Source organism: Mycobacterium kyorinense, from assembly GCF_001672775.1.
GTDB lineage: Bacteria > Actinomycetota > Actinomycetes > Mycobacteriales > Mycobacteriaceae > Mycobacterium > Mycobacterium kyorinense_A.
On record NZ_LZKJ01000193.1, the window covers coordinates 1 to 24,803 of the forward strand.

Below are 24,803 nucleotides of genomic sequence, written 5' to 3' on the forward strand. Positions count from 1 at the left end.
TGGGCGCGGCGCCGAACCAGGACTCTGACTGCGCCGCGAGGTCGGCCACGTCGTCGATCTGGGAGACATCGCAGCGGATGGCGGTGGCGTGACCGCCGGCTGCGGTGATCGCGTCCACAGTTTGGGCGGCAGCGGCTTCGTCGATGTCGCTGCACACGACCGCGCCGCCGCGTCGGGCGAGTTCGACGGCGAACGCTGCGCCGATTCCGCTGCCGGCTCCGGTGACCACCGCCGACGCGTCGCGGCTGGTCTTGTTGGCGGCGCGGGACAGTCCGGGCAGTCGGGGAATGCCGATCACATCATTGAGTCAACAGCTAATGGTGACATTAGTCAATGGCAACATTGTGGCTACTTTTGCCGCGAGCGTGCGCAGAAACGGGTTTCTAGTCGGCGTGTCGACCGGGGACACGCACGCTCGCGCGGATGGCGTTCTTGTCGACTTTGCCGATTGGCGTCATCGGCAGCGACGTCATCGTCACCAACGTGTCGAGCCGGGTGTGGGTTGCCACTCCGCGCTCGTCGAGGTAGCGATTCAGCTCGGCCAGCGGTATCGGTTGACCATCGAAAATGACGGCCGCGCAGATCTTTTCGCCGAGATATTCATCGGGCAGTGGCACCGCGGCCGCGGCCCGGATCGCCGGATGGGTCACCAGGTGCTCCTCGAGGTCGGCTGCGGCGATCGTCTCGCCGGCGCGCTGGATGACATCTTTGACCCGACCGGTCACTTCGAGATAGCCGTCGACCGAACGGCGGACCCGGTCGCCGGTGCGGAAGAACCCGTCCGGCGTGAACGACCGCTGATTGGCAGCCTCGGCGCGAAAGTAGCCGTTGAGCGTGTAGGGCCCGCGCACCAGCAGCTCGCCCTCAGCGCCGTCGGCGACGTCGATGCCCGCCTCATCGACGATCCGCACCTCGTCGGCCTCACACAACGGCCGGCCCTGTGTGTGGTCCACCACCGCCACGGGATCGTCGAGGCGGGTGTAGTTGACCAACCCCTCGGCCATCCCGAACACCTGCTGCAGGCCGGGCGTCAGAGTTGCCCGGATGCGACGGGCATCTTCGGCAGCGAGCTTGGATCCGCCGACCTGCAGCAACCGCAACGAGTCCGGCGTGACCGGCTCCCAGTCGCAGGCCTCGACCCACAGCGTGGCCAGTGCCGGTACCAGCGCGGTAACGGTAACGCGGTGGCGTGCGATCGTGGCGAACGCCGCCTCCGGGCTGGGATCCGCGATGAACACCGTGGTAGCGCCGACGCTCATCGCGCCGAGCAGGCCGGGGCAGGCCAAGGGGAAGTTGTGCGCCGCCGGCAATGCCACCAGATACACATCGTCACCGGTCAACCGGCACAGCTGCGCGCTCGCCGTGGCGTTGTAGCGGTAATCGTCGTGGGTGCGCGGAATCAGTTTGGGCAGTCCGGTGGTGCCCCCCGACGCCAGCAACAATGCGGGAAGAGTGGTATCGGCGACGGGCGCGGCCGGCCCGGCCGCCGGGGCATCGGCAAGTAACTCGGCAAACGAGCTGAACGGTCCGGGATCCCCGTCGACGACGACCTGACGCAACGCTGGATGTGCTGCGACCAGCTGCTCGGCCAGTGGGCGGTAGTCGAAGCCATTCGCCGTCTCGGCGACGACCAGACCGACTGCCCCACTCACCTCGGCAAAGTGACTGAGCTCGGCCAATCGATGCCCCGGCAGGCACATCACCGGGATCGCGCCGGCACGCAGCAGGCCGAACAGCGCAACGGCGAACTGACACGAGTTGGGCAAATCCAACAGCACTCGGTCAGCCGGGGCGATGCCGCGTATGGCAAATGCGGCGGCGGCGCGGTCGACGAGTTGGTCAAGCTCGGCGTAGGTATGGCTACTGACCGCGTCGACGACACCAACGCGGTCGGGCCATGCCGTCGCGGCCTGCCGCAGAATCGAATCCAGGCAGTCGCCGGTCCAGAAGCCGGCTGCGCGATAACGGGCCACCCGATCCGGCGGGAACGGAATGAATCCGGCCAACGCGGATCCGGGCGGGTCGGCAGAGGCGACCGGCACTCGGCAACTCCCTTCGGACGGGTGTGGGCTGGGCATGGATCATCGTGTAGCGTACCGAAAGTTAGGACAGCCTGGGCTAATCAATGGAGGGTGGTCGTGGGTGATGCTCTCAGTCTCGGCTGGCTTTTTGCCGTAACCGGCGGCGAGTATCGGCCGGCCGAGCATGAGTAAGACCCTGGCGATCGTGGGGGCGGGCGCCAAGGCCGTGGCGCTGGCGGCCAAGGCGGCCGTACTGCGCCAGATGGGCGTCGACACCGTCGACATCATCGCCATCGAACGCTCCGGAGTGGCGGCCAACTGGCGGGCCGGCGGCGGGTGGACCGACGGCCGGCAGCGGCTGGGCACCAGCCCGGAAAAGGACGTCGGCTTCCCGTACCGCTCGGAGCTGCTGCCCGGCCGTAACGCCGAACTCGATGAACGTCTGATGCGGTGGAGTTGGCAGGCGTATTTGATTGCGACGGACCAATTCGTCGGCTGGGTCGATCGCGGCCGGCCGGCGCCCACCCACGACACCTGGGCGCAGTATTTGCGCTGGGTCGCCGACATGGCCGGGCTGAATGTCGTTCGCGGCGAATTGGTCAATATCTCCATCGACGGACTGCAGTGGGCGCTGCATACCCGCGACTCTCGGCTGTCGGCTGATGCGCTGATGATCACCGGCCCGGGTCAATCGGAACGCTCCATGCTCTCCGGTGATCCGCGGGTGTTGTCGATCGCGCAATTCTGGCAGCGGGCCGCATCGCAGGATCGGATCGTCGCTCAGAACGTCGCCGTGATCGGTGGGGGAGAGACCGCCGCATCGATGCTCAATGAGCTCTTCCACCACCGGGTTTCGGCGATCACCGCGATCTCGCCGCAAGCGACGCTGTTCACCCGCGGCGAGGGCTATTTCGAGAACTCGCTGTTTTCCGATCCCACCAAATGGCGCAGTCTCACTCACGCCGAACGACGCGACTGTATCGCCCGCACCGACCGCGGGGTGTTCTCCGCGCGGGTTCAAGAGTCGTTGCTTGCCGACGAACGGATCAGGCATCTGCGCGGCCGCGTCGCCGACGTCGTCGACCGCGACGGCCGTATCTGGGTCACGATGTACACCGACGGCGGCGGTAACGAGCGCGTCGAGTCGTTGCACGGCTTCGATCTGGTGATCGACGGATCGGGCGCGGACCCATTGTGGTTCCTGTCGCTGCTGAGCCAGCCTGCCCGCGACAGCCTGGAACTGTGGCTGGGCGGGCCGCTGACCAGCGAGCGGCTAGAAGAGTCCATCGGTCATGACCTCGCGGTACAGGGAACCGCTCCTAAGCTGTTCCTGCCCAACCTGTCCGGGCTCAACGAGGGCCCGGGATTCCCGAACTTGAGCTGCCTGGGGCTGCTGTCCGACCGGGTGCTTGGCGCGGACTTCACCGTCACCGAGCCGTCGGTCAAGAGCGCCGCCTACCAATCCGTTTGAGGTTGGCCTTCGCGGTTAGCGCCCCACGTCATTGAGTGTGAATCCATGGCGGGATTTTTGCGCTCAGACCGCCCTCAGTTCACACTCAAATACCTGAGTTCACACTCAATTTCGGGTAGGCGGTCGGTGAGCCAGCAGGTCCGCCGGTAGCTAGGACTACCCGCCCAGTCGTACCAGGATGTCGGCGATCGAGGCCCCGCCGAGCAAGTCCGCCACCTCTAGCTCGTGGTTGAACTCGGTTTTGACGCGGCGGTGTAACTCCAGCGCCTGCAGTGAATCCAAGCCGATCGCGACCATGGGTGCCGTGGTGTCGATCGCATCGACAGTATCGACGCCGATGGCCCCGGCCAGCAGGCTCATCAGCCGCTGCTCGAGATCTTGCCCACCGGCCGGAGCCGGCGCAGCTGGGGGTGGAGAAGTCAACTGGGACAACAGCGGACCGTAACCGTAGGCTGCCAACACAGGCTGCGCGCGATCCAGATCGAATGCCGCGACGACGGCATTGTCACCACGCCGGGGCATCCCCACCGCCAGCGCATCAGCGGGACGCATCGGCACGACGCCGGTCGCGGCCACCTTCGCCCACCCCGAGGGGTCGAGATCGACAACCGTCCACTGGCCCCACTGCACCGAAACGCAATCCATTCCCTCGGCCCGTAGCCGATGCGCCATCGCGTCGAGCATCCGGTTGGCCGCCGCATAGATGATTTGGCCGCGACCGCCGATGGTCGCCGCTACCGAGGAACACAACACGACGCGGCACTGATCGGTGCGCGGGAATGCACTCAGGACCCGCGAGATGCCGACGACCTTGGCGCGCAACGCAATGTCGACCTTCTCGGCGGTGATGTCGGTCAGCTCGACATCCGAATACGCCATCGCGGCATGGATGATCAGATCGGTAGGCGCGTCGCCGTACTCGTCGGCCAGTCGTGTGACGGCACCTGCGTCGCCCACGTCGCAGCTGGCGGCATCAATTCGCGCCGACGTAGCTGAGCGGATCTTGCGCAGTCGATCCGCCACGGCGGCCGTCTCGCCCGACCTGCTCACCAAGGTGATTCGCCGCGCACCGCGTCGCGCGTAGTGTTCGCAGAACTCCAACCCGAGATTTCCGGTCCCGCCGACAATGAGCACGTGCTCATACGCATCGGTGTCGGATTCGGCGACGGGGCTGTCGCCCTCGACAATTCGCTTGGCGTACAACCCGCCGGGGCGCAGCGCGAGCTCCGACTCCGCCTTGGTGTGCAGCGCCGACAGGATTGCCGGCGCTGACTCCGACGGCGTCGATCCGGCCGACAGATCGAGGTGCCGAAATCCGACCCCGGGATATTCGGCCCCGATGCTGCGGAATCCGGCGCCGGCCGCCGCGTGCACCAGATCCGGTGGCGCGTCGTCGCCGACGACGGCCTCGCCGCCCGTCGTCACCAGCCAGCACTCGGTAATCGTGTCCGGTATTCCCGGCCACCAGGGGCGGTCACCGAAGAATTGTGAAACTTCGGTTGCCGCGGCATCGTCGTCCAGCTTCGGCGACGGCGGAACGAGGATGACATATGTATCGAGATCTGCTGCGGGACTGTCGCTTTGGGTCGAGGAATCGAGCACCTGTGCGGCAGCCCCGATGTCTGCGGCTGCAGCGCATAGCGCGGCGGCAAGCTTAGAGCACGCTCCGCCTCGATCGACGATGCCGATAGTGCGCGGCGGCACCAGTGCCCGCTGCGATAGTCGAATCCACTTCTCGATCAAAAGACGTGGCGCCGCTCCGGGCGGCGGAGCTGCAGCGGCCGTTCGGTTGTCCGGTGTGGGCTCGACGCCGTCGTAGGGCAACCACAGCAGTTTCTCGTCCATGCGGGTGTTGGGGAAATCAGCGAGCGGCAGCGGAGCCGGGCCGGCCACGTCGGTGCGCAGTCGCTCCCACGGGTACTGCAGGTCATGGACCGCCAGCCGCGCGAGGTTGCGGGTGAAATCGCTCAGGTCGGTGGCAGTCCGGTTGGACGTGCCCACCACTAGGTGGTCCTTCGTCAAGGCAGCGAGGTTCTCGTCGATCGCCAACTGCAGCGTCGGATGTTCGGCCAGTTCGACGAAGGTGTCGATGCCCAGCGGCAGCGCAGCCGCAATGGCCTTGTCGAACCGAACGGTGTTACGCAGGTTCCAGAACCAGTACTGCTCGACGGACAGGTCCTGGGTGATCGGACCGCCGAGCGTGGCGCCAAGGCAGACGGTGTCGGTGTCGAGGAACGTCGGATTCTGCAGTTGCCGGCGCACCGCCGCACATACCTTGTCGCCCAGGGGATTGATCGCGCTGGTATGCGCGGGGTAGCGGACGCGAATGACGCGCGCGAAGACGCCGCGCTCGGTCAGCGTGTCCACGATGCGCTGCACCGTCTCGCGGTCTCCTGAGATCCCGGTCATGCCGGGCGAATTGATCACCGACAGCTCCGCCCAACCGGAACAACGCGCGAGTTCGTCCTCGCAGGTATCGCGGTCGGAGGCGACAACTGCCATCGCGTAGTCGCCGGAAATGAACTCGTCGGCGGCGCGGGCGCGGATGCCGACGACATGGACGGCGTCTGCCAGGTTGATCGCACCGGAGACGTAGGCGGCGGCGATCTCGCCCTGGCTGTGACCGATCGTGACGGCCGGTTCGACACCGAATGAGCGCCACGTCGCGGCCAGCCCGGCCATCTGGGCGAACAACGCGGGCTGGACAGTGCGGGCACTGTCGTCGGCCGAAAGGTGTTCGTCGAGGAGGTAACTCAACGGCGAATCGCCCAACTGGAAAGCGTCGGCGCAGCGATCTACTTCGGCTCGATAGGCAGGAACCGAGTCGTAGAAGACGCGGCCCATCCCGGGGCGTTGGCCGCCCTGGCCCGGAAAGACATAGGCGAGCCGACGTGCGGCCGCGGGCGTGGCGGCGCGCACCACCGCGGCATGTTCGCGGTCGTCGAGGATCGCCTGCAGGGCATCGAGCAACTCGTCGCGGGTGGTGACCATCGCCAGCGCGCGGTATGGGCGGGCAACTCTTGTCCGAAAGAGCATTTCGGCGATCGCGTCCGGCGCCACCTCGGGATGGTCTGTGGCATAACTCAGCAACGCGGCGGCTTCGCCGTACACCAGACCAGGACTGCCCGCCGACACCAGAACGGGGATGGTGCCATCGGGAAGGCGGTAGCTAGGAATGGTCACGGGTCTCACTCACGGGCATAGCGATGATCGCATGCGCATTGGCACCCCCGGCGCCGAATGACGATGCGGCGCCGTAGCGGACGCCATCTTTGGGTTCCCAGGGATGCAGTTTGGTGGCCAGCCGCAGCCCTACCAGATCCCAGTCCAGCTTCTTGGTCGGGTTGTCCGAGAAGAGCGTGGGCGGGATGTGGCCATGCTGTCCGGCGAGCAAGAGTTTGATCAGCCCGAGGATCCCCGACGCCGCTTGGGCGTGACCGGAATTCGACTTGATCGAGCCGAGCAGCGCGGTGCTTCCCGCGGCGCCGTAGGTTTTGAACAGGGCCAGCAATTCCACCGGATCGCCGGCGACGGTCGCGGTGCCGTGACCCTCGATCATGCCCACGTCGGCGGCGTCGATTTCCGCCGCGTCGAGCGTCTTTCGAATGAGCTGTTCTTGGGCGCGCACCCGGGGAACGAGGATCGGCTTGCCTTTGCCGTTGTGGTTGGTGCGGATGGCCAGAATGCGCCCGTAGACGGTGTGGCCCAGTTGGCGTGCCCGCGACTCACGTTCGACGAGCACCATGCCCGCGCCTTCGCCCCAGACAGTGCCGCTGGCGTCGTCGGAGTAGGCGCGGCAATGACCGTCGTCGGATAGCGCATTGAGTCTGGCGAACTCGAAAAACGCGCCGGGAGAACCCATTACGCATACCCCGCCGGCGAGTGCCCATTCGCACTCGTCGGTCGCCACCGCGTTGGCGGCCAGCTGCAAGGCGGTCAACGACGATGCGCACGCCGAATCGACGCACATCGACGGCCCGGTCAGCCCGAGGCTGTGCGAGATCCGGCCCGCCGCCCCCAACTGCCCCAAGCTGGCGATTCGATGACCGCTATGAGCGTCGGCGACTGCCGCACGCGGCCCGTATTCCATGGGCGACATTCCGATGAAACAGCCGCCCTCTTCGCCGGCGAGCGTTGCCGGGTTGATGCCGGAGTTCTCCAGCGCCTTCCAGGCCAGCCGTATCGCTACCCGTTGCTGGGGATGCATCACCAGGGCTTCTCGGTGGGTGATGCCGAAAAAGGGTGCGTCGAACATCGCGGCACCCTCCAGGAAACCGCCCGCATCGCAGACGCGTCCCCAACCGTCCAGCCGGGACACCGAGAGCAGGTCGTCGATCGGCCAGCCGCGGTCCCGTGGGAATGGGGTGATCAACTCCCTGGATTCGGCTACCGCACACCACAGTGCGGCAGGGGTGTCGATTCCGCCGGGCGCCTCGACGGCCAGTCCGGAAATGACGATCGGGTCGCTGGTGTTCACGCCGTTTGCTCGCGTTGCCCGGACGGCGCCAACAACTCCGCGACCGCGCCGAGATGATCATTGAGATAGAAATGCCCGCCGTCGAACATCGTGACGTTGAGCTGCTCGGTGTGCTTACCCCAGCCGTAGAGATCGCCCAGCGTGACGAACGGATCCTGATCGCCCCCCATCGCCTGAATTGGGGCGGCCACTTTCACGTTGTCTGCGCAGTCGTACGCATCGAAGGCCCGGTAGTCGGCCTTGATTACCGGCAGAGCCAGTCGCATGACCTCCCGGTTGGCGAACACATTGGTGTCGGTGCCCTCCAGGGTTGCCAGATGGTTGAGGATGTCCTCGTCGTCTTTGGGGTGGGGCGGTTTGGCCGCCGCATGACAGGGCGCAACCGCCGCGGAGACGTTGAGTTGGCGTACAGGGATTCCGCCGGCCTCGGCTAGCCGCACGAACTCGAACGCGATCAGCGCTCCCATGCTGTGGCCGAAGGTGACGAGCGGGACGCCGCGGTTGTGCTCGGACCCCGAGAACTCCTCGAAGGCGCCCTCGGCGATCGCCGGCAGGGAGAGCAACGACTCCTCGCGTGCCCGGTCCTGGCGCCCCGGATATTGAAAGACGATGACGGTGAACCTCGTGCTGAGGGCTTTCGAGAAGTCGCGGTAAGCCGACGCGCCGGATCCTGCGTGCGGGAACACCAGCAACGGCGGGTTCTCGGCCGAATCCGCACGGTGGAACTGCCTGATCCAGCCCAGGGTGCGTGGCATGGGCACAACCTCTCGCTCGCCTAGTTCCGCCTGGCCCGGCATGGACACCTCGCGCAATCAGCGTCGAACCAGCCGCGTAGGCCGCGGCAACGATCCCACAACTTAGCGAAGGCTAACATAAGCTCCCGGCCCGGGGACCGCGCCGTCGGTGGCGCATTCACACGGCTTATTGCTGCTCGCGGTCGCGGATCATCAGGGCAGCCCGCTTATCCGGAAGGTCGATGTCTTTGACACGGCGGAACCCGGCGCGTTCGCATATCCGGATCACCCGTGGGTTGTTGACGTCCGGCTCGCCGATGACCCGGGTCGCGCTTGGATCGGCATCCAGCAGCCAGGTGGATACTGCCCGCAGCAGATCCACCGCGAGTCCGCGGCCGCGACATTGGGCCGGCCCCAACAGTAGGTGAATGCCGGCGTCGTGTTCGTGCGCGTCGTAGTAGTCGGCCAGCGGATCAAGATCGGCGCGGTAAAGCTCCCAGTAGCTGATCGGGGCTCCGTCCAGTTCGCCCAGGTACGGCGTGGAATGTGCGCTGTCGGCCTGCTCGCGCAGATAGGCGCTGATCCGGTCGCGGGGCCACGGCTTGCGCCAAAACCTGGCAATCTCGGGATCATTCATCCAGGCATGCATCAAGTCGAGGTCGCGGTCCGGGTCAAGGCGGCGCAGCGCAAACCTTCCCGAGAACCCCGGATGGTCCAGGGCGATGTGGCGCTGCTGCAGATCCAGCCTGTTCACCTCCGTACCTTCCCACTGGCGAAACGGATGGCCGAACCACCCCGAGCCGCGGCCAGTTAGCATAGCCTATGCTAAGCCCGTGCTGCGGCGATGCCGGCTGGTCGGGGCGGCCACCGCCGGCGACGTTCAATCCAGCGTCACGACAGAACCTGCTCCAGCCGACTGAATGTCAGAAGTGAGACGAGGCATGACAGACACTGCCAAGACCGTTCAGGACCGCCGCCGGGAACTGTTGCGTGCCCGAATCGCCCAAAGCGGCGTGGCGGCGCGTGACACAGCTGAACGTCGCAGTGTGCGCGCCGGGGAGCGTTACCGGTTGTCGACCGGTCAGCGCCGGATGTGGTTTCTGCAGACCATGGATGCGACTGACTCCACGCTGAACATCTGTGTCGCCTACCAATTGACCGGCGCGCTGGATGAGCCGCGCTTACACACGGCGCTGCGTGACGTTGTTGCGCGTCATGCGATTTTGCGCACCACCTACGACGTCGACGGCGACGGCGAGCCGTATCAGCAGTTCCGCGACGATGTCGAGATACCGTGGCACGTCCATGACTTCGCCGACGTTGCGCCAACGGACCGCGAACAGCACATCGAGGCGCTGACCCGAGTCGAGTTCGGCAGGCCGTTCGATCTTGCGAACGAACTGCCGTTGCGGGTCAACCTATTGCGCACCGGCCCGGGCGAGGCGGTGCTGCTTTTCGTTGTGCACCACATCTGTTGGGACGACGACTGCTGGGATCTTTTCTTCGGTGAGTTGAGCGCTGCGTACAACGGTCACCAGTTGGGCAGCGCACCGCCGCAGTATGTCGCCGTCGAGGTGCTCGAGAGTTCCGAACCCGGCGAGGACGACGTCGAGTACTGGCGAAATGCGCTGCAGCCGGTGCCGGAACCGGTCGAGCTTCCCGGACCGGCTGCCGCCGACGCGTCGCGGCGCGCCGAGCGTCGAAGCCGCGCGGTGCCGGCCGACCTGTTCAACCGGGTTGAAACCTTTGCCCGCCAATATTCCACGTCGCCGTTCACGGTGCTACTGGCAGCTTTTGGTGTGCTCATGCGGCGTTACACCGGTGCACCGGACTTTCTGATCGCTGTCCCCGTTACCGACCGGCGGGCCGCTGCCCAGCATGCCATCGGGTATTTCGGGAACACGCTGTTGCTGCGCATCGCTCCGGGGCCGCACGGTGATTCGTTCGGCTCATTCGTCGATACGGTCCGTGAAACCTGCCTCGGCGGCCTCGCGCACCAGTCCGTGGGTATCGACCGGGTCGTCAGCGAGACAAACCCGGAGCGGACGGCCGGGCGCGACGGGATGGACCATCTGGTCCGGCTCGGCTTCAGCATGCGGAAGAGCGCGGGCGGATTCGCGCTCGACAATGTCGTTGTGCGCCAACTCGAACTCGGCGCTGTCACGGCGCCGGTTCCGCTTGCGATGACGATCGTGCTCGAGCCCGAGGGCGTGTTGACCGAGATCGAGTATCAGGTCGACGTGTTGCCCGATGCACTCGTCGATCAGATGCTGACCCATTACCTACGGCTGCTGGACAATGCGCTGAGCGAGCCGTCGCATCGCGTCACCAGCCTGGACATGCTCGGCCCGGGGGAGCGGGCCGCCGTGTTGGCGCAGTCGCACGGCGAGCTGGTCGCCGCGCGGCCCACCACGATGGTCGCCATGCTCGAAGAAGCTGCGGCAGCAGCGCCCGACGCCGTCGCAGTGGTCTCCGATGACGCCGAGCTGAGCTATGCCGAACTGCACAAGCGCGCAAATCGCTTGGCGCGCTGGCTGCTCGACAAGGGAGTCGGCGCAGAGGACATCATCGGATTGCGGATCGGCGCATCGATCGAGTTCATCGTCGCGGCGCTGGCCGTCCACAAAGCCGGTGCGGCGTATCTGCCTATTGATCCCGCCTACCCGGGTGACCGTATCGAGTACCTCACCACCGACAGCCGGCCCCGCATGGTTCTCGGGCAACAACAGCTTCTCGCCGCCGAGGCCGCCGCCGCCCAGCTGTCGGGGGCTGGGATTACCGACGCAGACCGGGTGTGCCCGCTGCACCCCGACCATTTGGCTTATGTCATCTACACGTCCGGCTCCACTGGGCAGCCCAAAGGCGTAGCGGTCTCACATCGCGCGATCGCCGACCACATCGCCGGTTTCATCGCCGAGTGGAGCATGACCGGCGACGACCGGCTCTTGCAGTCGTCGTCGGTGAGCTTCGACGCGTCACTGCCGGAGATCTTCATGACGTTGTCCGTCGGCGCCAGGCTGGTCGTTCCCAGGCCCGACGCCTTCGGAGACATCGATTACATCGCCGATCTGATTGCCCGCCACCGCATCACGGTCGTGCACATGGTGCCCTCCCTGCTGAGCACGCTGCTACTGCTGCCGCAGGCCACGCAATGGCGCCAATTGCGTCACGTCCCAGTCGGCGGTGAAGCACTGCCGGGGCAGGTGGCCGACAAGTTCGCCACCTACTTCGACGCCGAATTGCGTAATCACTATGGCCCAACCGAGGCGGTGGTCTGCTCCACCCACAAACTGGTAGACCGGTCGTACGGAACCGGCGTGGTACCGATCGGCGCGCCGAACCGCAATGTCTACACCTACGTGCTCGACCACGAGATGCAGCCGGTGCCCGCCGAGGTGGCCGGCGAACTCTACCTTGGGGGGGTTCAGCTCGCCCGCGGCTACCTTGGCCGAGCGAGCCTGACAGCTCAACGGTTCGTCGCCGACCCCTTCAACCCCGGGATGCGGCTGTATCGAACCGGCGACCTGGTTCGCCGCAACATCGCCGGGGAGTTGGAGTTCGTCAGTCGGGCGGACGAACAGGTCAAGGTGCGCGGCTTTCGTATCGAACCCGGCGAGGTCGAATCCGCGATCGCGTCGCACCCGGCGGTACAACAGTGCCTCGTTCTCGTCACCGACACGGAGCTGGGGCCGATGCTGGCCGCCTACGTGGTGCCCCGCGTCCAACTCAACCTCGACGAGCTGCGTGCACACGCCGCGAAGTTGCTGCCGGAATACATGCTGCCCAACGCGTTTGCGTTGATTCCAGAAATCCCGGTGACCGTGAGCGGAAAGCTGGACAAGCGTGCTCTGCCGCCGCCGACACCGATTGCGGCGCGCGCCTACCGTGCGCCGGCTACGGCCACCGAGCGTCGCATCTGCGCAATCTTCGCGGGACTGTTCGGCTCTGAGCGCGTCAGCGCCGAGGACTCGTTCTTCGAATTGGGTGGCCACTCACTGCTCGCGGCCCGACTGGTCGCGCAGATCCGGGCGGAATTCGGCGTGGAACTCGTCGTCCGCGCTGTGTTCGACACCCCGACGCCCGCCGGGTTGGCCGCTCGACTGGTGGAGCAGTTCCGTGCGGAGTTCGACATCGACCTCGACGCGACGGATTTCGAGGACATGCTCGATGACGCGGCCACAGAGTCGCATTCGCGGCGGCCCGAACTTGTCGCGTCGGCGCGGCCGCAGCGGATTCCGTTGTCCTACTCGCAGCTCGCCGCGTGGTTCCAATATCGGATGGACGGCGCGCGTGACGCTTTCAACATGCCGTTCGCGCTGCGCTTCAGCGGTCCACTCGACACCGCCGCACTGGCCACGGCGCTCAATGACGTGGTGGCCCGGCACGATGCGCTGCGCACCAATTTCGCCGAACACGAGGGGGTTCCCTACCAGTTCGTGCATCCCACCGTGCAGCTGGACGTACCGGCCCGCAGGGTTGAAGCCGAGCAGGTCGACGACGTGATCGCCGAGCTGCGCCGAGACGTGCTGTCACCCGAGAGCGGGCCGTTGCTGCGGGCTACCGTGTTGACGGTCGACTCGGATACCCATGTGCTGTTTGTGATCATCCACCACATCGTCAGCGACCACGCATCACTGGGCGTCATCTACGACGACCTCGTCACGGCCTATCGCGCTCGGCTGGGCGGACAGCCGCCGCAATGGACACCCTTGGCTATCCAGTTCGTGGACTACGCCCTGTGGCAACGGCAGGCATTCGATGCGCCCAGCGAGTGGGGACAGACCGAGGTCGACTACTGGCGCGACACCTTGGCCGACTTGCCCGACGAGGCGGCGATAGTGCCCGACCGCGAACGCCAACCGATCCTTGGAAAGCCGGGAGAGGTCGTAACTTTCACGCTTTCGGAGGCGCAGCGTTCGGCTCTTACCCGGCTCGCCGAGCAGAACGGGGCCACCGAGTTCATGGTGTATCAGGCCGCGATTGCGGTGCTGGTGCACAAGCTCGGCGGCGGCACCGACATCGCGCTGGGCAGCCCGGTCGCGTCGCGGGTCGAAGCGACCACCAGCAACCTGGTCGGTCTGTTCGCCAATATGGTGGTGCTGCGCAACGACCTGTCCGACAACCCGAGCCTTCGCTCGATGGTTGCACGCAGCCGCGACACGGTGCTCGATGCGTTCGCGCATCAGGAAGTTCCGATCGAGCGCCTGGTCGAGGCGGTCAAACCGGCGCGCTCCCGGTTTCGGAACCCGCTGTACCAGAATGCGGTTCATTTCCGCGGCGAGGACTGGGCGTTGACTCCACGCCGCCTGACCGACGCCGGACCCACCACCGTGGTAGCGCTTCCGATGGACTTCGACGTCTCCCTGCTGGATCTGGACATCGGCCTGACGGTGACCACGTACGGCGAACTCGACGTGCGGGTGGTCGCCAACGCCGACCTTTACCGACCGCAAACCGTTCGGCTCATTGCCGATGCCCTGAAAGCCGCGCTTGAAGCCTTTGCGACAACGCCGGATTGCCCAGTGTCCACCGTGGAATTGCTGCCGGCGCCTGCGCTGGAGAAACTGCTCGCTCCGCCGACCCCTGCCGCCACCGGCCCGTCCCAGCCGGCCGTCGGCGGATCGGAAGACACCGAGCGGCTGTTGATCACGCTATTGGAGGAGTTGCTCGACATCACCGGTGTCGACCGTGATGACAACTTCTTTGCGCTCGGGGGTGACAGCATCATTTCCATCAAGTGGTCGGCCCAGGCGACGGCGCAGGGCCTGGCTCTGACACCGGCAATGGTGTTCGAGCACATGACCATCGCAGAGCTGGCCGCCGCGGTGGACGTCGCCACGCTCGCTGATCAGCCCGGTCAGCCTGCGGCCCACGCCGAGTCGGCGCGCGAGCAGGAATACACGCCGATGAGCACGTCCGGGTTGAGTGCCGATGCGTTGGCCGAGTTGACGGCGGCGTGGCAAGAGCAATCGTGACGACGACGCCGCCCGAGATCGAGGACGTATTGGCCCTCAGCCCGCTGCAAGAGGGGCTGTTCGCCTTGTACCGACTGGCCGAGGACGGCGTCGACCTCTACAGCATGCAGTTCGTGGTCGACATCGACGGCCCGGTTGACGTCGAATTGCTGCGCCGCAGTGCCGCCGCCATGCTGATTCGGCACCCGAACCTGCGGGCCGCGTTCTGGGATCGCGGTGTGCCCAAGCCGGTGCAGATCGTGCCGGTCGAGGCGGAATTGCCATGGTCGGAACGCATCGCGCTGCCAACCGAATTCGACTCGATCGCACGCTCCGAGCGGCGTCGCCGGTTCGACTTGAGCCGGGGGCCGGCGCTGCGGGTCGTGTTGGTCACGGTGCCGGGTGAGTCGCGACGGCGGATGATCTTCACCGCGCACCACATTCTGGTCGACGGATGGGCACTGGCGGTGTTCTTCACCGAGATGCTCGCCGTTTATCGGGCCGGCGGATCGCTGGAGGCGCTGCCGGCCGCGCGCCCGTACCGCGACTACATCGTCTGGCTGGCCGAGCAGGACAAGGCAGCCGCGCTGAACACCTGGTGTGAGTATCTCGCGGGCGTTTCCGGTCCGCTCATGGTCGCCGACGGCTCCGTCGTCGCCGGCGATGCGGTGCCCGAAAAGGCAACCCTGTTACTGTCCGCGGCCGATACCGCGCGGCTGCGCCACTGGGCGAGCAGTTCTGGCATCACGCTGGGCACCGCGGTCCTGTTCGCCTGGGCCGTTGTCCTGGGACGACTCACCGACCGCCGCGACGTCGTATTCGGCACCATCGTCTCCGGGCGCCCCGAGAACTTGCCCGGGGTGGAAACCATGGTCGGGCTTTTCATCAACGCGGTGCCCGTCGTGCATCAGTTGGGTGGCACCACGTCGGTGGTCGAGCAGTGCGTCCGGCTGCAGCGCGAACTGTCGGCGATGCGTGACATCGGCTATTTCAGCCTCTCCGAACTGCAGCGCCAGCACGGTCAGGGCGCCCTGTTCGACAGCCTGTTTCTGTTCGAGAATGCGCCCATCGAGGATGCCATCCAAACGGTCACCGAGCCCGACGGCACCCGCTTTACCCCGGTGGAGATGGAAAGCCTGACCCACTACCCGTTGACCGTGGTGTCGCACCTGCACGATGACGCGCTGGTGATGGTTGTCGAGGCGATTCGCGCTGCGCTGCCGCATCTTCCAGCCGCCGAGATCGCCGAGCGAATACTCGTGGTGCTGCGTCAACTTCCCTGTATCGGCGACGGCAGCCCGGAGGTGTTGGACGTTCTCATCCCGGCCGAGCGCATCGAATCCGCCGATGTCGCTGCCTTGCCGATACCCGCGCCGGTCGAAACGGTGTGGGACGTGTTCGAACGGCAGGTGTCTGCTACGCCGGACGGGCCGGCGTTGACCGCGGGAACCAGTGCGCGTTACAGCTATGCCGAGCTTCATGCCGAGGCTAGCCGGTTAGCGGAGGAGCTGGCCGCCCACGGCGTCGGGCCGGAAACGGTTGTCGCACTTGTACTGCCGCGCTCACCCCGATCCATCATCGCCATTCTGGCGGTGCTGGCGGCCGGCGGCGCTTATCTACCGGTAGACATCACGCTGCCTGCAGCCCGCATCACGTCGATGCTGCGCCAAACCGACCCGATACTGGCGATCACCGAAGTGGACTACGCCGAGCTGCTCGACGACGGGTTGCCCGCGCTGCTTCTCGATGAGACCGAAGTGGCCGAACGTATTTCGCGGCTACCGGCCGCCGCGCCGTCGATCCGCCGTGATCCCGGGAACGCCGCCTACGTCATCTTCACGTCCGGATCCACCGGCGAACCCAAGGGTGTTGTCGGCACCAACGCCGCGCTACTCAGCTATTTCGCCGACCACCGCGACCGTGTCTACCGCCCGGCGCGGTCCCGGCTGAACCGACCGCTACGTATCGCGCACGCCTGGTCGTTCAGCTTCGACGCGTCGTGGCAGCCGATGGTCGGACTGCTCGACGGTCACGCGCTGCACCTGTTCGACGCCGAGGAGATGCGCGACGCCGACCTGCTGGTGCGCGGGATAGCCGCGCAGCGGATCGACATGATCGATACGACTCCGTCGATGTTCGTTCAACTTCGTGCCGCCGGGCTGCTGGACTGTGGCCTTTCGGTCCTGGCGCTGGGCGGCGAAGCGATCGACACCGCGTTGTGGGACCAGTTGCGTGCGCTGCCGGCGGACGCGGTGTTCAACTGCTATGGCCCCACCGAGGCCACGGTGGAAGCGGTGGTGGCACCGGTCGGTGAATACCGAGCCCCGGCAATCGGCACCGCCAATGCCGGATCCTGCGGCTACGTCTTGGATTCGAGCTTGCGGATGGTGCCCAACGGCGTGGTTGGTGAGCTGTACCTGTCCGGCGCACAACTAGCGCGCGGCTACGTCGGCAGGTCGGCGATGACCGCGGATCGGTTTGTCGCGGACCCGTTTCGGCTCGGCCGGCGCATGTACCGCACCGGAGACTTGGTTCGCCGACTGCCGCGTGGCGGCTTCAGCTATCTGGGTCGCGGCGACACCCAGGTCAAGATCCGGGGCTATCGCGTCGAAGTCAGCGAGATCGAGGCGGCGTTGCGCGGCCTGCCCGCGGTGCACGACGCAGCGGTGTCGGTGCTGCGGCGTTCCGGCGGCACTCAACTCGTGGGATTCGTGGTCTGGCGCGACGGTGTCGAGGACAACCCCGGCCGGTTGCGTGCCGCGCTCGCCCAGCGGTTGCCCCTGTACATGGTTCCGGCGCGCATCGTCGCATTACCTCGGTTGCCGGTGAACGCCAACGGCAAGCTGGACGGCCATGCTTTGGAGCGACTGGCCGACGAGGCGCTTGCCGGCGCTACCGGTGACGGTGCGGCGTCGGCGTCCACCGACACCGAACGGCTGCTGTGCGAGGTATTCGGTGAACAGTTCAACGGTGTGACGCCACACGTCGACGAGGACTTCTTTGCCCTCGGGCTGGACAGCATTGTGGCGATCTCGCTGGTGCACAAGGCCCAACGGCGCGGCCTGACCGCAAGTCCCCGGATGGTGTTCGCCTGTCCCACCATCCGCCAACTCGCGGCAGCCATCGACGAGTCAGCAAGCTCGCCAACTCGCGTCGACGTCGGCGAATACGGTGAGGTGTTGCCACTGCCGATGGTGTCCTGGCTCTACGAGTACGGTGCCTACCGCCGCTTCACCCACACGGTTTTGCTTCGGTTGCCCGACGACATCGACGAATCGTCCATCAAGTCGATGCTGCAATTGCTGCTCGACGGACACGACACGCTGCGATCGTTCGTCGACGAGACCCCCGACGGGCCACGCTTGGTCACCCGCGAACCGGGCTCGGTCCGTGCGGCCGACGTGCTGACCACGGCCGGCGTGTCGGCCACGGTCGACGAGGAATTCAGTTCAGCCATCACTCATTACGCGCGCGCGGCCAGTGACGACATCGATCCGCGCCGGGGCGCGATGGTGCGGGCGGTATGGCTGTCCGGCGCCCGGGCGCAGATACTGCTCATCGCCGCCCATCACTTGGCGGTAGACGTGGTCTCCTGGCACATCATGCTGGGGGACCTCATCGAAGCATGGCGAATGACGCAATCAGGTGTCACGCCAAAGATGCTGCCAGAGTTCACTTCCTATCGCCGTTGGTCGGAACTGATGTGGGAGCGCGCGGCGTCGGCGCAGGTGTTGGCGCAGCGCGACTATTGGGCCGCACAGGTCCGGGATGTCGATCCCGCGCTGGGATCGCGGCATCCGGACCCCACTCGTGACACCTGGTCCACGCTGCGTGTCACCCCGGTGGTCACACCGGTCGGTCTCACCGCGCAGGTGCTGTCGACGCTCGTCAGGTCCGAAGGCATGCGTGAATTCCTGCTGACCGTGGCCGCCATGACCGTTGCCAGTTGGCGGCGGGCCCGCCGGCAAGATCCCAGCGCCGGGGCGCTTGTCGCACTGGAGGGACATGGCCGGGCGGACGCGGTGCTGGACACCGACACCACCAACACGGTCGGCTGGTTCACCACGGCATTTCCGGTGCGCATCGGCTCGGGCGCCGCCGCGCTCGACGTCGAGCAGGCAGAGAACGACCCCCAAGCAGCTCACGCGCTATTCGATTCGGTCGCAACGCAGTTGCGGGCAATCCCGAACGAAGGCCTGGATTACGGCCTGCTCCGTTATGTCGCGCGCATACCCGAGGTGCAGGCCGAACCCCAGATCCAGTTCGGCTATCTGGGCCGCTTGGATCTCAGCGGCATCAGCGACCAGCCCTGGTCGCTGCTCACCGAGCCGTATATCGGTGCGCTGCCGATCGACCCGGAACCCGAACTGCCGCTGCGTTTCGCGCTGAATATCAGCACCCTGGTCGGCGCCACCGAAACTGGCGCGCAACTGATCACCAACCTGCGCTGGAGCGATGCGCTGTTCGCCGCGTCCGACATCGACCTGCTGGCCGAATTCTGGCAGCGCGGCGTGGCGGCCCTCGCAGTTGGCTTGGAAAGAAGGGACCGGCATGGCGCCGCGCCAGAGCTTGCCCAACGGTGAGCGAATCACCCGGGACGAGATCAGGGCTACCGTTGCGGCCCAGCTCGAGTGCCCGACCGCAGACATCGCCGACGGCGACGACCTGATCCAGTTGGGCCTGAACTCGATTCGGATGATGGCGCTGGCAGGCGGGTGGCGCAAGCGTGGGACCGACATCACGTTCGCTCAACTTGCCGCCAGCCCGACGGTGGAATCCTGGCATGCTCTGCTCGGCGTGGACGAGACGGGAAGCGCCGCAGAGCCGGTCGCGGTTGACGCTGCCGCCGGTGACGAAAATGCGCCATTCCCGCTGGCCGCCATGCAGCACGCGTATTGGATCGGCCGCTCCGAGGGCCAGCGGCTCGGTGGCGTGGCGGCCCATCTTTACGTCGAATTCGACGGCGGCCCAGTCGATCCGGCGCGTCTGGAACGGGCCGTGTCCGATCTCGCGGCCATCCACCCGATGCTTCGCACCCGGTTCCTGCCCGACGGCACCCAGCAAACCATGCCCCGGCCCGGGCGGCCGGTGTTCGCCGTCATGGATCTGCGCGGGCGGCCCCGCGAGACCGTCGCCGCCACGTTGGCGCAGATACGCGACGAAAAGACCCACCAGCGCCTGGCCATCGAAGACGGTCAAGTCTTCGACGTCGCGTTGACGCTCTACGACGAGAACCGCAGCCGGCTGCATCTGGACGTCGACATGCTGGCCGGTGACGCGATGAGTTATCGCGTCCTGGTTTCCGAGCTTGCGAAGCTGTACGGGGGCGCGACGTTGACGGCGCCGGGCTACACCTACCGGCGGTACCGCACCGAGCACGCCACAGACAGCGCCGCACGTGCCGACGACCGGCAATGGTGGCAGCAGCGGCTAGCCGATATGCCCGGCGCACCTGAACTTCCCACGCTGACCGGTGCCGATCCCACCGCGTCGCATCGCACTGTCCGCTACGAACACTGGCTGGAACCGGCCGCCAAGCAGCGACTGATAGCCAAGGCCCACCAGCACGGGGTCACGCCGGCGATGGCGGTCGCGGCCATCTTCGCCGACGCCATCGGCGGCTGGACTGCCCAGAGCAGATTTCTCCTGAATGTTCCGCTGTTTCAGCGGCAATCCGTTCATCCCGACATCGACCGGGTGATCGGAGACTTCACCTCATCGGTGATGCTCGAGGTCGACGTCTCCGAGAATGTGTCCGTCGCGAACCGGGCCCGTGAAATCCAGCGTCGGATGTATGACAGCGCAAGCCACTCCGCGTATTCAGGCCTCGATGTGCTGCGGGACCTGGGCAGACATCGCGACCAGCCGGTGCTTGCGCCGGTCGTCTTCACCAGTGCTCTCGATCTCGGTGAACTGTTCGCCGACAACGTCATCGAGACCTTCGGCGACCCGGTGTGGATTGTCTCGCAAGGTCCCCAAGTGCTACTCGATGCCCAGATCACCGAACTGCGCGGTGGATTGCTGGTCAACTGGGACGTCCGCGAGTCGGCTTTCCCGCCGGGCCTCATCGATACGATGTTCACTAAGTTCACCGACGCGATCGCGCGACTCGCCGAGACCGATGCAGGCTGGGACGCCGAGGCAGTGCTGCGGTTGCCCAGCGAGCAGGCACAAGTTCGGGCAGCAGTCAATGCGACTGCCGGCCCGGTCAGCGGTCGGTGCCTGCACCAGGGCTTCTTCGAAAACGCTGCAGCCCAACCCGATGCGACCGCCGTGGTGTGGGGACTGGGTGACGACGCGGGCGCGTGGAGCTATGCCGAACTCGCGGAGCGCTCACTGGCCGTTGCCGGGGCGCTGCGTGCCCGCGGCGTGCGGCCAGGGGACACGGTCGCGGTTCAGCTGCCCAAAGGGCGTGACCAGATAGTGGCGGTACTCGGGGTGCTCGCGTCCGGGGCGGCCTATCTGCCGATCGGATTCGATCAGCCAGCTGCGCGGCGCGCCAAGATTCTTCAGAACGCTGACGTCGCCGCAGCAGTCACCTGTGCGGGCGCCGACATGGGTGCGACGATTCCGTGCGTGTCGCTCGACGACGCGCGCCTCGACACCAAACCATTGTCGGGGCCGATCTTCGCCGACGCCGACGAAATCGCCTACGTGATTTTCACCTCGGGCTCGACGGGTGTACCCAAGGGAGTGGACGTCCGCCACAGCGGGGCGATGAACACCATCGACGCCGTCAACGAGTGGTTCGATGTCGGCAGCGCCGACCGGGTGCTCGCGCTGTCCGCACTCGAGTTCGACGCATCGGTCTACGACATCTTCGGCATGTTGTCAGTCGGCGGATCGCTGGTCGTCCTCGATGCCGAGCAACGAGCCGCAGCCACCACCTGGGTGGAGTTGCTTCGCCGCCACCGAGTCTCGATCCTCAACTGCGTGCCCAGCATGCTGGACATGATCTTGGAGCTCGGCGGCGAGCGGCTGGGCAACTCGTTGCGGGCCGTCACGCTCGGCGGTGACTGGGTCGGCGCTGATCTGGCCCACCGACTCGCCCGGCAGGTTCCTGGTTGCCGGTTCGCCGGTCTCGGCGGTGCCACCGAGACGTCGATCCATCACACCATCTGCGAAGTGACCGGCGAACCACCGTCACACTGGGCTACGGTGCCGTTCGGTCGTCCGCTACGCAATGTGCGGTGCCGCGTGGTTTCACCCGCGGGCCGCGATTGCCCCGACTGGGTCCCCGGGGAACTTTGGGTCGGCGGCGCAAATGTCGCAGCGGGCTACCGTAACGACCCGCAGCGAACGGCGGAGCGCTTCGTCGAGTACGACGGAATCCGGTGGTACAAAACCGGCGACATGGCCCGCTACTGGCCGGACGGCACCATCGAATTCCTCGGCCGCGCAGATGATCAGGTGCAGATTCGCGGCTACCGCGTGGAGCTCGGCGAAGTGGAAAGCGCGCTGCGGTCGATGCCCGGCGTGCGCCACGCCGTCGCCGCTGTGATCGGAGCCAACGCGCCTACCCTGGTCGCCGCGGTCGCCGGAGACGTGGTCGACGCCGACGGCATTGGCACGGCTGTCGCCGACCTGGTGCCGAGTTACATGGTTCCCAAACGCATCGTGGTCCTCGAGCAGATTCCGTTGACACCGAACGGAAAACTCGACCGTCGCGCCGTGAACCATCTACTCGAGCCGCAGGCCGCGGACGCCCGAGACAGTGCTCCGAGCAACGACGTCGAAGCGGCGTTGGCCATGATCGTCGCTGAAGTTCTTGGCGTGGATAGTGTTGGGGTGCAACAAGACTTCTTCGCGATGGGCGGTGATTCGGTGCTGGCTACCGCCGTGATCGCACGGGTGCGCGACTGGCTGGAAATCGATCACGCAGTGGTCGCTGACTTGTTTGCGACACGATCCGCCGCCGGCTTGGCGCAGCGGCTGAATCATCGTGAAGCGCAACGCGGCACACCAGACCGCCTTGCGGTGATCGCGCGGGCCTACCTGGAAGTCGCTGCGCTGACGGATGAGCAGGTTCTCGCTCAGGAGTGACGCGGCGTGATCAGGTCGGGCCGGGGGAGCCGACGATGATACTGCCGACGCTGCATTCTTGTCGCTCGTCGACTCCGGTGGCCGCGACAAACGCCGCGGTGTCACCGAAGCCCTGAGCACACGCGCCAAGGCCCATCGCGGTTGCAACCAGATAGATCGTCTGCATCAGCACGCCGACATCCTTGAGAATGGCGGCGTAACCGATCTGTTCGTAGGTCCACATGATGCGCCCGCACCGCGCCGCCATGACAATGAGCACCTGGGGCTCGGCGCCACCGGCCAGCGTCGCCGAAGCCGGTTTGAGAAGCGCAGCCACCGCTTTGGACTCCGCGTCGGCCACCGGCCGCAGCACATGGTCAAACGAGTCATAGTGATACATACCCGGATGCAGTCCAGCGACATTCCGCACCACCGGGTACAACTCGAGTTCATAGATCCCGCCGCCGGAGGGGTATGGCCGGGACAGGAGTTCCTCACCCGGACCGACCGGCTGAGTGCGCCGCGTCCGCGCTGTGCGATACAGCAACTCGGCGAGTTGGTCGGCGGTGATCGGGCGAGCGTCGTCGAATGTCCTCGTCGAAACACGGTCCTCGACAACGGCGGTCAGCGTCGGGTCGTGCGCTCGTGTGAGTGTCAGGTCGGGAACGAACAGGCCGATCGGTTCCCCGGAATAGTCCGGCCTACGCGCGGCAGGTTGCGCAAACCGGTCCTTGGCCCACTTGGTCGGGCCGAAATGCTCCCAGGTAACGGTGCGTTCGCCGAGTGTGCTGCGGCGGTGAAACCACAGATCCGGTGTGCTCCAGCTGAGCGACTCGAAGCTGCGGTCCTCTTCACCGGCCGGAAGCAGGAAGCCGCACCAGTGCAGATCCTCGATGAATCGCGAGACGATGGTAGGCGGTAATCCCGGGTCGGCTGCCGCCGTCCCGCCGAGCAGGGCGAGCAGACGTGAGTCGTGGATCCGCAGATCACACCATCCCAGCGGGTGCTCGAGGACGAAACCGTCCGAATCGCGATGCAATACCGCGAATTTCGAGAGTATGCCGGTGCCCGGCGACTGCGGCTCGACCCGTGGCGGGGGTTGTCCGAACGGGAGTATCGAGTACAGCTCGCTCTCGTCGTCGCGCACCGCGATGGTCAGCCAGCCGCCGGCGATGAGCTGATCGATCAGTGTGTCGGCGTCGCCGCCTTCTCCCGGCGTCGATATCTCCGAAACCGTTGCCGGACCCAGGTTCAGAGTCTTGAGCGCCCGCAGCTGACTCGGGGACAATCGCGCCAGCTTCTCGCTGCGCGGTGGATTCAGCAGCACGGCTCCAGCGGGAGTGGTCACGCAGGTGACGCCGGGACGGAACGCATACGTCGTCTGCTCGGGGTAAGTGATGGCGTGCCCTTTCGGTTCTTTCAGGCGGCTCACCGGGCCAAGTTCCTGAGTCTAGGCCAGGCTGACCAGCGCACCATCGCCCCAGTGCGGTGCACGTCAGGTCGTGTTTCGGCTGCGATGTAACACAACCGGCCGCCGATGCGACACACCAGTATCAGTGCCTAGCCGACCGAAGGAACAGCTATGACCGTGAAAGCCCTCGCCGCTGGTGCGGCCGCCCTCGCCGCAATCGGAGCCGCCGCCGTCGGCTCGGTGGCGTTCAGCAGCCCCGCTGTAGCGCACGTTCAGCCCGTCGTCTTCACCGCGCCGCTGCCTCAGGACCAGACCGCCGCCCTGCCGACCGCCGGGCAGCTGACCAGCGTCCTGAACAGCCTTGCCGACCCCAGCATTCCGTTCGGGAACAAGGCCGGGCTGGTTGAAGGCGGGATCAGTCCGACGGAGGCGCACATGGCCGACCGCGCACTGCAAAAGGCCGCCAAGAAGGGGCAGTTGCCGTTGTCCTTCAACATCTCGAACATCCAGCCCGCGGCTGCCGATGCGGCGACCGCTGACGTGGCAGTTTCAGGTCCCAAGTTCACCGCGCCGGTGACGCAGAGCGTCACCTTCGTCAACCAGGGCAGCTGGATGCTCTCCCGCGACTCGGCCATGTCGCTGCTGCAGGCCGCCTCGGGGCACTGACCTCGCCGTTATCCGCTTTCGACGAGCGTGCGTATTTCGACGTAACG

At 66.2% G+C, this 24,803-nt stretch carries 12 protein-coding genes; 5 read left to right on the forward strand and 7 right to left on the reverse strand.

What is annotated here, in order from left to right:
* Together A5707_RS20085 and A5707_RS20090 are read right to left on the reverse strand one after the other, a co-directional pair.
* Window positions 1-289: SDR family NAD(P)-dependent oxidoreductase (locus A5707_RS20085; protein ID WP_419866456.1), on the reverse strand; the 289-nt coding region annotated here is incomplete at its 3' end.
* A 94-nt stretch (window positions 290-383) separates the two neighbouring features.
* The gene (locus A5707_RS20090) at window positions 384-2,042 is read right to left on the reverse strand and encodes a (2,3-dihydroxybenzoyl)adenylate synthase (RefSeq protein WP_065016186.1); all 1,659 of its coding nucleotides are present in this window, start codon (window positions 2,040-2,042) and stop codon (window positions 384-386) included.
* 163 nt (window positions 2,043-2,205) lie between these two features.
* On the opposite strand from A5707_RS20090, the gene mbtG reads away from it, so the two are divergent.
* A complete protein-coding gene (gene mbtG, locus A5707_RS20095; RefSeq protein WP_065016187.1) occupies window positions 2,206-3,492 on the forward strand; it encodes an NADPH-dependent L-lysine N(6)-monooxygenase MbtG in 1,287 nt (428 codons plus the stop codon).
* Window positions 3,493-3,648: 156 nt separating this feature from the next.
* Here mbtG and nbtC read toward each other — a convergent pair whose 3' ends face one another.
* From nbtC to A5707_RS20115, 4 genes are all read right to left on the reverse strand, one after another.
* Complete coding sequence (gene nbtC, locus A5707_RS20100) at window positions 3,649-6,675, reverse strand: nocobactin polyketide synthase NbtC (RefSeq protein WP_065016188.1); 3,027 nt, start codon at window positions 6,673-6,675, stop codon at window positions 3,649-3,651.
* Complete coding sequence (locus A5707_RS20105) at window positions 6,662-7,969, reverse strand: polyketide synthase (protein WP_065016189.1); 1,308 nt, start codon at window positions 7,967-7,969, stop codon at window positions 6,662-6,664. The genes nbtC and A5707_RS20105 overlap by 14 nt, the downstream gene beginning before the upstream one ends.
* Window positions 7,966-8,724, reverse strand: a complete 759-nt coding sequence (locus A5707_RS20110; protein ID WP_065016226.1) for a thioesterase II family protein — start codon at window positions 8,722-8,724, stop codon at window positions 7,966-7,968. The genes A5707_RS20105 and A5707_RS20110 overlap by 4 nt, the downstream gene beginning before the upstream one ends.
* Window positions 8,725-8,890: 166 nt before the next feature.
* Window positions 8,891-9,457 carry a GNAT family N-acetyltransferase gene (locus tag A5707_RS20115; RefSeq protein ID WP_065016227.1) on the reverse strand — a complete coding sequence of 189 codons (567 nt, stop codon included), beginning with the start codon at window positions 9,455-9,457 and terminating at the stop codon, window positions 8,891-8,893.
* A gap of 187 nt (window positions 9,458-9,644) precedes the next feature.
* Here A5707_RS20115 and A5707_RS20120 point away from each other — a divergent pair, with 187 nt between their 5' ends.
* The 3 genes from A5707_RS20120 to A5707_RS20130 are packed head-to-tail and all read left to right on the forward strand — an operon-like array spanning window position 9,645 to window position 22,700.
* Complete coding sequence (locus tag A5707_RS20120) at window positions 9,645-14,678, forward strand: non-ribosomal peptide synthetase (RefSeq protein ID WP_065016190.1); 5,034 nt, start codon at window positions 9,645-9,647, stop codon at window positions 14,676-14,678.
* Window positions 14,675-19,240, forward strand: a complete 4,566-nt coding sequence (locus A5707_RS20125; protein WP_065016191.1) for a non-ribosomal peptide synthetase — start codon at window positions 14,675-14,677, stop codon at window positions 19,238-19,240. The genes A5707_RS20120 and A5707_RS20125 overlap by 4 nt, the downstream gene beginning before the upstream one ends.
* The gene (locus A5707_RS20130; RefSeq protein ID WP_065016192.1) at window positions 19,209-22,700 is read left to right on the forward strand and encodes a non-ribosomal peptide synthetase; all 3,492 of its coding nucleotides are present in this window, start codon (window positions 19,209-19,211) and stop codon (window positions 22,698-22,700) included. Before A5707_RS20125 ends, A5707_RS20130 begins: the two co-directional genes overlap by 32 nt.
* Before the next feature lie 10 nt (window positions 22,701-22,710).
* Here A5707_RS20130 and A5707_RS20135 read toward each other — a convergent pair whose 3' ends face one another.
* On the reverse strand, window positions 22,711-24,111 hold the full coding sequence (locus tag A5707_RS20135) for a SagB family peptide dehydrogenase (protein ID WP_065016193.1): 1,401 nt from the start codon (window positions 24,109-24,111) through the stop codon (window positions 22,711-22,713).
* 150 nt (window positions 24,112-24,261) lie between these two features.
* On the opposite strand from A5707_RS20135, the gene A5707_RS20140 reads away from it, so the two are divergent.
* Entirely contained in the window at window positions 24,262-24,756 is a 495-nt protein-coding gene (locus A5707_RS20140) for a hypothetical protein (protein ID WP_065016194.1), read from the forward strand.
* Window positions 24,757-24,803: the final 47 nt, after the last annotated feature.

Bases quoted from the DNA above. Each gene is read 5' to 3' on its own strand.
- A5707_RS20140 (WP_065016194.1), top strand. From the start codon at position 24,262: ATGACCGTGAAAGCCCTCGCCGCTGGTGCGGCCGCCCTCGCCGCAATC.
- A5707_RS20110 (WP_065016226.1), bottom strand. From the start codon at position 8,724: ATGCCACGCACCCTGGGCTGGATCAGGCAGTTCCACCGTGCGGATTCG.
- A5707_RS20120 (WP_065016190.1), top strand. From the start codon at position 9,645: ATGACAGACACTGCCAAGACCGTTCAGGACCGCCGCCGGGAACTGTTG.
- mbtG (WP_065016187.1), top strand. From the start codon at position 2,206: ATGAGTAAGACCCTGGCGATCGTGGGGGCGGGCGCCAAGGCCGTGGCG.
- A5707_RS20130 (WP_065016192.1), top strand. From the start codon at position 19,209: ATGGCGCCGCGCCAGAGCTTGCCCAACGGTGAGCGAATCACCCGGGAC.